Genomic DNA, 10600 nt, shown 5'->3' with positions numbered 1-10600 from the left:
ACAATAGAAAGATATATTAATGACCCGCATCATGGTTGAGAATATTGGCAGCGGTTAAAACCGCACGGGTAGGCTTTCCCCCGCGCTCTAAAGAGACGCGGCTCCCAGCCTTCCCGCAATCCCCTGGCGGGCTTTTCGGCGACTCTTCCATGAAGACATTGACCGAGATTTAAAGCCCTAAGGAAAAGACTTTTACGCTATGCTATCAGCAAGTCCTATTATAGGTGCATCAAGGAAAGTTTTCCCATACTTGAGCAACTAACTGACTTAACCAGCGTCTTTGTTGTCTATCTAACATTTGATCATCTGCTAATACTTGGGTGGTTAATTGATCTAAGGACTGACCCTGGGCGCGAACAACTCTAACTACACCAGCAATTACCGCAGCAACTAGTTCTTCATCAACTGGCTGTTTTCTGAGTGCAGATATTTCTTGGGGACTGTCTGGGATAGGATAATTCATAGCGTGGGTTTAGGAAATTTACAATGTCAGCAACCCAGCCCTAAATGGACTGAGCTTGCAAGAAATTTCAAGCTGTACGACCAGACCACCCTAAGCGGCTTGCCCTGAGCGAAGTCGAAGGGAGTCTAAGGGTAGCCGTTATTTGAGTCACGACACCTCGAAATGCGTAGCCAGTTTCCCGCTCTGTCGCTGTAAGTTAAACAGTTCTAAGGTAACTGGAACAGTGCTTTCAGCCCAACAAGCTCTTATAACAGGTCAAGGCTAACATTACCCCAGAAATGGGAGTTGGTTTCCAGATTCCAATCAAAAATCTGGTCTCAATTTTAACATCCACAGCGGTTAAAACCGTGATCAGTGAGCTTGTCGAATTGCTCGTGTCGCGGCTGGTGAGCTGCGTCGAACCATCCCTCTCAGCGTCTTTAGACACGCTTGTTTCCCACTTACCGCGAGGTTTTATGAACAATGAACTTGATAGTAAGAATTCAGGGGTCAGGAATCAGGATGTAGGGGCGCAGGGCTTGCGCCCAGTCAGGAGTCAGGAGTATGGCTAACGCCACGCCACGCTATCAGGAGTTTAGGAGAAAGAAATTGAAGAATAGAGAATGGAATTTCTCCCCTGTTCCCTGTTCCCTGTTTCCTTCCATCTCAAACCTTATGTATCCTGAGTCCTTATACTTGATAAATCATTAAAATTCTTTATGGGATCTTTATGAAGTTAATTAGCGCAGAGTCTAACCTAGTTTCTGCCTTTTTTTAATCTGTCTAACTGAGTAGATTGATAGGAGATATCAGAAAAATATGCAAGAACTTCTTTATTTAGAAATTCCTACGCCCGATACAGTATCCGTTAGCAAATGGCTACAAACAGATTTTGTTGTTGAAAATGGGCAAAAATTAATTACCGCAGATGGTTTGCGGTTGAGAGGCGCGGTTCAAGGTACCACTTCTGGTGATGTAGAACTGTCTATATTTGTGTGGTCGGTGCAGCGAACAACTTATCTTAAGGTATTCCGTTGGGGAGATGAACCTTTTCCAGGGGAGAGAGGTATTCTCCAATCTCTGACACAGGAAATTAGAGGTCGCTTTCCTAATTGCTACCCGGAACTACCTGTTATTGATGCCCAAAATTCAATTTTCACAGAGCTAGAACCTTATTATCCCTTAACTGTTAAGTATTTTCAGAAAATGTCTAATGGGGAATATCACCTCAACCGGGCTTACTGGTGGGAACAACGGTGGCGCGAAGGGGTAAGAAATCCTCAAAAGCCCCGACAAGTGGTATTTTATCAAGGGAATAGCCAGGAAACATCACCTGTTCTTTCTCCTGCTGCTAGTCCTGAGTATGACCTGATTTATATTGGTGGTGCTTTGGGGTCAATTCATGCGGCGGTGATGGCTAAATTGGGCTATAAGGTGCTATTGGTGGAAAGATTGCCTTTTGGTAAAATGAACAGAGAATGGAATATTTCTCGTGATGAAATCCAAAGTTTAATCAATTTGGGTTTGTTAACAGATGCTGAATTAGCAGAAATTATTTCTAGGGAGTATAAGGACGGTTTTAATAAGTTTTTTGATGGGAATAATCCTGCTAAGTTAAAATCCCCTGTTCTCCACACTCCTACTGTTCTGAATATAGCTTTAGATTCAGAAAGGTTACTGGCATTATGTGGACAAAAACTTCAAGCTGCTGGTGGTGATATTTGGGACGAAACGGAGTTTTCCCAGGTGAATATTAGTTCTACACAAGTTGCTATTAATGTCAAACATTTGCCTACTGGAAATGAACGGCAAGTGAGTGGAAGGTTGTTGATAGATGCAATGGGAACGGCTTCACCGATTGCTTGGCAATTAAATGGTGGTCGGGCTTTTGATAGTGTGTGTCCAACGGTGGGAGCGGTGATTGAAAAGGGCTTTGAGCCTGGGGTTTGGGATTCTGAATATGGGGATGTTCTCTATAGTCATGGGGATATTTCTAGGGGACGACAGTTGATTTGGGAGTTGTTTCCTGGGGTTGGGGAAGAGTTGACGATTTATCTGTTTCACTATCATGAGGTGAATGAGCAAAATCCTGGTTCTCTGTTGGAAATGTATGAGGATTTTTTCACAATTTTGCCAGAGTATCGGCGTTGTGATTTGGATAAATTAGTGTGGAGAAAGCCCACTTTTGGCTATATACCAGGACATTTTAGTGTAGATAGTAGCGATCGCACTATTGCAGTTGATAGATTAATTTCCATTGGTGATGCTGCTTCTTTGCAGTCTCCTCTAGTTTTTACTGGTTTTGGTTCTTTAGTCCGCAATTTAGACCGATTAACTACTCTGTTAAATATCGCTCTCAAACATGATTTATTAAGTCAGCAACACTTAAATAAAATTCGGGCTTACCAAAGTAATGTGGCGGTAATGTGGTTGTTTTCCAAGGGAATGATGGTTCCTACTGGCAAATTTATCGCCCCCCAAATGATAAATGCGATGCTGAATACTTTCTTTGGGTTATTAACAGATGAGACCCCGGAAGTTACAGATAATTTCATTAAAGATCGTTGTGATTGGTTCACTTTTAATCGTCTAGCTTTGAAAGCAGCCATGAAAAATCCGGCTTTATTATTGTGGATTTGGCAATTAGCTGGTTGGCGAGATTTATTACGTTGGCTGGGTAATTATTTTAGCTTTGCTCGTCATGCTTTAGTCAGTCTGATTTTGGGGACATGGTTTCCAAAATTCTTAAAATGGAATCAATCTTGGTTAGAAAATCGCTTTCCAGGATTATGGTTACAATTGTTAGTAATTAACTATGCAATTTCTACTGGTAGACCACGATTACCGCCAGTGTTGCGTTAGTTTTAGGGACTTCCAAGAAATAAATTATCCTGATTAACGAACCACGGAGGCGCAGAGGACACAGAGGAATAAGGGTTTGAGAGATTTTTGCGTTAGGTGGTTTATCGGTTGTCAAGAGATTGCTTCCTTTCACTCGCAATGACAACTCATGCAGCACAGGTTTATTAGAGACTTCCAATCAAAAAAATATCCCAAAATTTCTTGTGGTGCGGGACGAATTGCCCGCTAATCACCAAGGACGGGCAAGGATGCCCATCCCACAAAATTGGATCATTTTTTTGTGGAGTTCTCTTAGAAACGCAAATTTAATAACCTGCAATTCTGATGTAACCTGGAATGGTGCGTTACGCTGTCGCTAACACACCCTACTTTTGCACCTTATTTAATTCACATTCCTTATTTAATTATATTCATCATCAACATAGGATTCATATATCTCCGGTGTTTCTGCGGAACTAACAGAGTCCGATAGTTGGAAACTGTCATCTGTCATCCGAATAATTTCTCCCGAAAAGAATTTGGCTAAACTTTCCGCAGCTTTAACGACTCCATCATGATCCCAATTTGATGGAGATGGTGACACCGGTGGCGGAGAAAGAGTTTGTACTGGTGCTGTATTGGTAACAACAGGCTCAATTTGGACTGGTGTAGGTGATGGCGTGGATACTGTAGCTACTGGTTGTGGTGTGGGTTGTGGTTCTGGTGTTTGTTGATATGTTTGTTGGGGTGGTTGTTGAACTGGAGGAGAAGTTTGTGGTGGTGGATTTCTTCTGGTAGAGGTGGCGTTTGCAGTGGTAGCTTTTTCTAAAGTAACTTGAATTTCTTGCTGGAAAGTTTGTCTAAAGGCTGTGGTGATAATAGGTAAATAAGATTTCACTTTGTCATACCAAACCGCTTTTACACCTACACGGGCAGTATGACCATTAAATTCCATTAAATGGCACATTTGACCCAGTAATGCTTGTGTGGGTAGCTGTTGAATATGTCCACGAACTTGTTGCCAAAGTTGAGTTAAATCGTATTGTGAACTTTCTCCTGCTGGTTGTACTGCTGCTGTTTGATAGTTGGCAGGTGGTGGTGGAGGTAGAGGTTCTGATGTTGGTGGTGCGAAATTAACAGGATATGCTGGTGGTGCAGCAACGGGTGGATATGTTGGGGTTGCGGTTGTATTGGTTCTTGGTGGGATATTTGCAGTTGGGGTTTGAATATTGGCACTGGGTAATAATCCCAGTAATGTTACTTCTAACCATAACCGGGGTTGAGTGGTGTTTTTTAGTTGGACTTCGGCTGTTCTCAGGTGTTGTTGTCCTAGCAAGATGGTACTGATGTCAAATTTTTGGGCAAATTCAACTAATGATGTCCAAGTTGACTGAGTACAAGCAACTAAATCTTGACGATTGGGGGCAGTTTTAGCGATGAGAAAATCTCGATAAAAAGCTGCGAGATTTTGGAGAATAATTAGGGGTTCTCGTCCTCTATCGAGGATTTTCCGGGTAGTGTCTAGGACTATTTCTGCTTGATCTTGAGCGATCGCTTCTAACAACCCAAATAGGTCTTTTTCGCTGACTGAACCCACCAAATCCCAAACTTTATCCGGTGTCACTTCCCCAGCGACTAAAGCTAATTGATCTAATAAACTTTCTGCATCTCTTAATCCCCCTTGGGCAATTTGTCCCACTAAAGTCAGGGAATCATGGGAAATATTAATACTTTCTTTATCGGCAATATGTGTTAAATGTTTTACCATTGCCTCTAACTGAATCCGTCGAAAATCAAACCTTTGACAACGAGAAATAATTGTTGGTAATACCCTTTGTGGGTCTGTTGTCGCCAGAACAAAAACAACGTGCTTGGGTGGTTCTTCTAGGGTTTTAAGTAACGCATTAAACGCTGCGGTACTTAGCATATGACAGTTATGTACTAGTAATCCATTAGCTACAAAGTTATGATTATCCTCAACTTCCAGATCATAAACTCGCTCAACTCCAGCGAGGTGAACAGATTCTACCTTTTCCAAATTTGTAAATGAGCGTGCCGCATCCACATTCACAGGGGATAGTATCTTCATTCCTTCTTTTACGTCTTTGGCTGCTATCCATCCCTGATCAGTCCTGATTAAATGATTACTTGTACACTTAATTTCTCTGTGAGTTGTTTTGATAACTAAAGTTTGCTTTTCCCCTTGATCTAACCACCGGACAACTTTTTTAAATTCCCATTTTTTAGAGGATTCATTGTAACTAAGAACTTTTTGTCCTTTAATATTCGGGTTGTCAATGCGAACAAGTCCGGTATTAGTGAGAATTAAAGAATCTCCTGTTAGACATTCATCAATCACATATACTTTATAACGGCACTGCATCGGGGCAAACTGCGCCCGTTCAATCAGTTCCCGGATATTATCAACACCAGTATTACTAGCAGCGTCAATTTCAATAACATCAGTAGAATAGCCTTTAGTAATACCCTGACAGATTTCACAAACGCCGCAGGGTTGGGGGGTTGGCTGGTTGCCTTGGAGACAATTGAGAGATTTGGCGAGAATTCTCGCACTGGAAGTTTTTCCTGTACCTCTGGGGCCAGTGAACAAATAGGCAGGGGCGATTTTCGCTGAGAGAATGGCGTTTGTTAGGGTAGTAGCGATCGCCTCTTGACCCACTAGTTCAGCGAAGCTCTTTGGCCGATACTTATGGTGCAGTGGTTCGTAAGACATGGAGACAGGTTTAAATCCGTATATCCCAGGTAAATTTTAGGGTTTTACCATTCTAACAACTCATGGCATTCGATTTTGGATTGACAATTTTGGATTTTGGATTAACTTCACTCTAAACTTGTTCTTTGTGTTATAAAAAAGTCCAAGTTTTAACCGTTTTGAGTATAAGTAGGTTGGCGTTAAAAATTGTCGTTATGACAAGGTATTTGGAGAAAAACAAAAAAAGTGTTCGTTCCGCACTTCGTGCGGCTGCGCTAACATCGACCAACATTGCTGATTTCGCTATGCTCAATTTTGCTCGTTGGTCAATTCTTCACTCGCGCGTATTGTATTCATCCCATCACCTCCCTATCGGGTAGGTGAGAGGCTTCTACTGTTTAAGCTAAAATTTTAATAGGCAACATCAATGGTGCATCAAATGTTCAAGCGGCTAATTCAATGGCTCAAAAAAATTTTTCGGCACTTGTTTGGTGGTAAACAAAATCTCACCCTCAGTCGAGAGGAAGTCCCCACACAAGTAGCTCCACCCCTAAGTGATACAGATTTAGAATTTCTATTTACAGAACTACTAGAAGGGGTTCATCAGGTCAAGGGACAAGCTTGGGCGCAAAAATGGTTACATAGTCTTGAACATCGTGTTAGTACGGAACAGTGGTTAGAATGGTTAATTCGTTTTGGAGACAGATTATTAGCATCTGCTAAACCTCATAATGAATTAGCAGCCAGATTAGTCCAACTTGGTGAGCTAGGAGTTGGGGAAATCAGTAATCTGTCCTACGATATAGGTATGAAAGTCTTAACACTTAATGCAGGAGAACCAATTTGGGAATATGACGGTCCTGATGTAGTGGAGAGTAATCCCTTAGTATCTGCCAACACAGAGGAAAATTTATCCGAAGGGGAATACAAAACTGTTACCCTAGATGAACTGTTGATGATGTTACAACAGGATGAAAACCTATGTGACCAAATCTCCCAACAACTAGGAGTGGAAACACAAAATCCCGAAGAGATTATTCAGGTATTGGTTAATCAGTATAATGAAGCGAACGAACCTTCTGTATAATCAAAACTGAGGACTGACACTTTTCGTGATTATAGTCTTCAGTTCTAGGAAACACAGGATTAGGGAAAATTACGCTTTTTGTGAAATAGTATAAAGAGGATTTTTCACTCACTCTGATGAAGACAAGTCCCCATAACTCAAGTTTGATTTGTTCAGTGTAGCTATTAGTATTGTTACCCAGGTCTATTAAATTTTCTAGACCTTTCCGTAATTAATAATTTTTTTGACACAACAATAGCTACAATCTAGGAGAAAGAAAATCCCATAAATTGGCAGATGTTCAGGTGGCTCTTGCAGTGGCTTAACAAATTTTTACAGTACCCCTTTGGCAGTCTTGGGATAAGTGATCCCAGGGCTAGTCAAGGCAATCTGGTGGCAGATCAACCACCAGAACTTACGAATGCGGATCTAGAGTCCTTATTTAACGAACTCCTAGAAGGAGTAAACCAAGCGCGAGGACAACAATGGGCATTCAAGTATTTACAGCGGATGGAACCGCGTATTACTGTTGACCGTTGGATAGATTGGCTGTTGATATTTGGAGACAAATTATTAGCTTCTCCCGCACCAAATCTTCAGTTAGCGGAGCGGATGGTGAAACTGGGTGAGTTGAGTATTGGAGAGGTTAGTAACTTGTCCTATGACATTGGGATGCAGCTATTGCGGCGCAATCTTAATCAGGAGGATGAAAGTACGCAAGAGTCACAGGAGTGGGAAATTTTCATCCCTACACAGGAGGAGTTAGATACTCCTGGTCAGGAATTGCTGCGCCAATTTGGGGAGGAAATCTGGCAATATCAGGAAATAGAACCTCTGAGTCATCCACAATCCCCAATGGTTGAGGATCTATTCACTGGTGAGTCTCTAGAGTTAAGTCATGAGTCTTTGGCTGAAGATATTTTTGACAATACTGCCAAGACGGAAAATGACTATCAGAGTTATGAGCATAAAATTCAGGAATTTTCCCAGAATGTTGAGGATATAATTGCCGATCCAGAATCTCGAATGGAGAAAAGCTGGCACGAGCCTTGGGTAAATTTAGAACCGCAGTTAGCATCCACTTTCGATGAGTTGGTGGTGCGGTTGGAGCAAAGTAACGATCTTGTTCAGCAGTTAGCGTCGGAATTGGCAATTCGTGATGGTCAGATTGTGCAGCAATCTAGATCACAAATGGTTGTTACTAATCCGGCAGAAAGTTTATTTTATGAAGGGTTACAGCAAGCTAAGGCTGGAAACTTATTAGCGGCTTTGGATTTGTATGAACGAGCTAGTCAAATCCAACCTCAATCTTATGAATATTGGTTTAATCAGGGGCTGACACTGTTTTATTTGCAACGGTTTACAGAGGCGATCGCTGCTTATGACCAAACCCTGGCTCTCAAACCCGATTTCTATAAGGTTTGGTATAACCGAGGCGGTATTCTCGGTGAGTTGGGAGATTTTGATGCGGCTATCGCTTCTTTTGATCAAGCGATCGCTATTCAACCAAATTACCAACCAGCTTGGTCTAGCAGAGGCTTGGCACTACTCAAGTTAGGTTTGATCGGGGAAGCCATTGATAGTTATGATCAAGCCTTGAATTTAGAACCCCAAGATGCGGAAACTTGGTATTACCGGGGTATAGCTTTAGCTGTGGTTGAGCAATATGCAGAGGCGATCGCTAGTTACGACCAAGCTCTTCATCTCGAACCCAACTATCATGAAGTATGGATAGACCGGGGGGTAGTGCTATTTAGTTTAAAACAATGGTCAGAAGCGATTGAATCTTGGGATCAAGCCCTGGCTGTGCAACCAGAATTTTATTTAGCTTGGTATAACCGGGGTGTGTCCTTTGAAAACTTAGGTTGTCGGGAAGATGCGATCGCCTCCTATCAACAAGCGATCGCCATCAAACCCGATTTCCATCCGGCTTGGTATAACCAAGCCGTAGCCCTATTTTACCTAGATCGTTTCCCTCAAGCCATTTCCTGCTATGACAGTGCCTTGGAAATGAAACTAGACTATTGGGAAGCTTGGCTAGGAAGAGGGGCGGCTGCTGGTCATCTTCCCCCCCAACAATCATCACTAATTATCGTTAGTACCATTTCTGCCGCCAATCCCGACCTGAACTTAGGCGGCTATGAAGGCAAATTAGCCAGTTATCAAGAAGGTTTAAAATATCTTCGCCCCGATACTCATCCAGAAGGTTGGGGAAGATTACATATAGCTGTTGGTAATACTTATTACGAGCAAGGCAAAAAAGAAACTGCACATCGGGATTATTGGCATCATGCCATGTCTGAATACCAATTGGCACTATCCACCCTAACACCAGAAGATTTTCCCGAATTCCATTTAGAAATTTTGCAACTTCTTGCCAAAGTCCTTGTCTGCTTAGGAGAAACAACAGCCGCACAAGAACTACAAAAATGGGGAATTGAACTATTACAACAATTACTCACTCAGCCCACCCGTTCTGATGAAAATAAAAAACAACTGTTACTAAAATTCATAGGTTTAGGACAACTAGCAGTTGATTTGGCTGTAAATACAGGAGACCTAGTAGAAGCTTGGGAAATCGCTGAACAGGGTAAAAATAATTGTTTACAGTGGTTAATACCTGATTTAAATTATCAACTTCAGTCGGGGAATTATCACGGTATTCAAAAATTACTGAATCCCTCCACAGCTATAATTTATTGGCATATTAGTCCAGCCGCTTTGCACACATTCATTATCAAAGATCAAGCCCCATCTCCCATTTTACTTTTTACACCTATCCAAGATATAGAAGCAATTCCAGAGGGAGTAAGACGCTTAATTGAGTTTGAACAATGGTTAGCAGATTGGCAAGAGTCAGCAACACTATCCAAACTATTAGAGTTGCAAAATATCTTGAATATTTCCACAATTATTCAAGAATTGGAAGGGGTAGAGACAATCATTTTAATTCCCCACCGTGACCTATACAAGTTACCTTTGCACAGTTTATTTAATCTGTCTTTTGTTTCGGTAGTCTCTGCAAAGGTGGCAAATTATAATATTAGCTATCTACCCAGTGTAGCTATGGGAGTTTATTTACAATCTCAATCATCTTCTAATGGTCATCAATCTCATGATCATCAGGACTATCCTCTACTCAAATCTGATAGCGAAGCACGACCTAGTAATCAATTAGCATCAGAAATCATTAGCGAAACCTTTGCTATTTCTCAGGATTTTCTGAGTTATTAAGATATGATTGTGAACAGTTGACTGTTAAGAGACTTCCAAAAAATAAAGTTCTCAATTAATGATAATGATCATCATTGGTAATGTCTTTTAATTATCCCTCTTATCTGTTTAAACTTTTAAGAGGGCTGGACTATTCCTTTACACCTCTATATCTTTATTCATCAGAAATCATACTTAATATCCATTCTATCCATCGTCTAACTGTGCTAGAACGTCTATCAGCAGTTTCATTATTTAACTTTGAATTACAGGATAAAATTATTTTAATAATTTCATTTTTATCCGGTATTTCACCATTTGAAAG

5 protein-coding genes are annotated in these 10600 nt (G+C 41.3%); 3 read left to right on the top strand and 2 right to left on the bottom strand.

The annotated features are described in order from the left end of the window. Positions 1-229: 229 nt before the first annotated feature. The gene (locus IQ228_RS12740) at positions 230-463 is read right to left on the bottom strand and encodes a hypothetical protein (RefSeq protein ID WP_027402261.1); all 234 of its coding nucleotides are present in this window, start codon (positions 461-463) and stop codon (positions 230-232) included. Between the two features lie 798 nt (positions 464-1261). On the opposite strand from IQ228_RS12740, the gene IQ228_RS12735 reads away from it, so the two are divergent. Continuing rightward, on the top strand, positions 1262-3304 hold the full coding sequence (locus IQ228_RS12735; RefSeq protein ID WP_027402260.1) for an NAD(P)/FAD-dependent oxidoreductase: 2043 nt from the start codon (positions 1262-1264) through the stop codon (positions 3302-3304). Between the two features lie 400 nt (positions 3305-3704). Here the strand turns inward: IQ228_RS12735 and dnaX are convergent, their stop codons facing one another. Then, entirely contained in the window at positions 3705-6017 is a 2313-nt protein-coding gene (gene dnaX / locus IQ228_RS12730; RefSeq protein ID WP_193963005.1) for a DNA polymerase III subunit gamma/tau, read from the bottom strand. A 418-nt stretch (positions 6018-6435) separates the two neighbouring features. On the opposite strand from dnaX, the gene IQ228_RS12725 reads away from it, so the two are divergent. Together IQ228_RS12725 and IQ228_RS12720 are read left to right on the top strand one after the other, a co-directional pair. Next, positions 6436-7083, top strand: a complete 648-nt coding sequence (locus IQ228_RS12725; RefSeq protein WP_228043851.1) for a hypothetical protein — start codon at positions 6436-6438, stop codon at positions 7081-7083. Between the two features lie 276 nt (positions 7084-7359). Next, the gene (locus tag IQ228_RS12720) at positions 7360-10296 is read left to right on the top strand and encodes a tetratricopeptide repeat protein (protein WP_193963004.1); all 2937 of its coding nucleotides are present in this window, start codon (positions 7360-7362) and stop codon (positions 10294-10296) included. The last annotated feature ends 304 nt before the right edge of the window (positions 10297-10600 follow it).

The sequence above is a fragment of the Dolichospermum sp. LEGE 00246 genome, from assembly GCF_015207865.1.
Classification (GTDB): Bacteria; Cyanobacteriota; Cyanobacteriia; order Cyanobacteriales; family Nostocaceae; genus Dolichospermum; species Dolichospermum heterosporum.
The sequence above is the reverse complement of the archived record's forward strand: the minus strand, read 5'-3'. Positions and strand labels throughout refer to the sequence as shown.